The sequence below is a fragment of the Bacillus cereus group sp. BfR-BA-01356 genome, assembly GCF_022663635.1.
GTDB lineage: Bacteria > Bacillota > Bacilli > Bacillales > Bacillaceae_G > Bacillus_A > Bacillus_A cereus.
The window spans coordinates 1-216 of the sequence record NZ_JAKUFX010000333.1 but is presented as its reverse complement, the minus strand read 5'-3'; the positions used below and the strand labels follow the sequence as shown (position 1 = coordinate 216).

The window sequence follows — 216 nt, the reverse complement described above, 5'->3', positions numbered from 1 at the left end:
AAATGTTTCATCATATGTTCTTCTAATTTTCCCCATAAAAAAATCCCCCTTATAGTAGACAGGATATAAAGCTTTCTTTTTTCTGTCTACTATAGGGGGAGCATATCATTCTGACTCGTCTTAAAGTTGCTTGGCGACGTCCTACTCTCACAGGGACAAGGTCCCAACTACCATCGGCGCTAGAGAGCTTAACTTCCGTGTTCGGTATGGGAACGG

General features: G+C 42.6%; 1 rRNA gene. It reads right to left on the bottom strand.

Annotated features, from left to right (window positions below):
- Positions 1-128: 128 nt before the first annotated feature.
- Positions 129-216 (bottom strand): 5S ribosomal RNA (gene rrf / locus MR168_RS33255); the annotation flags it as partial.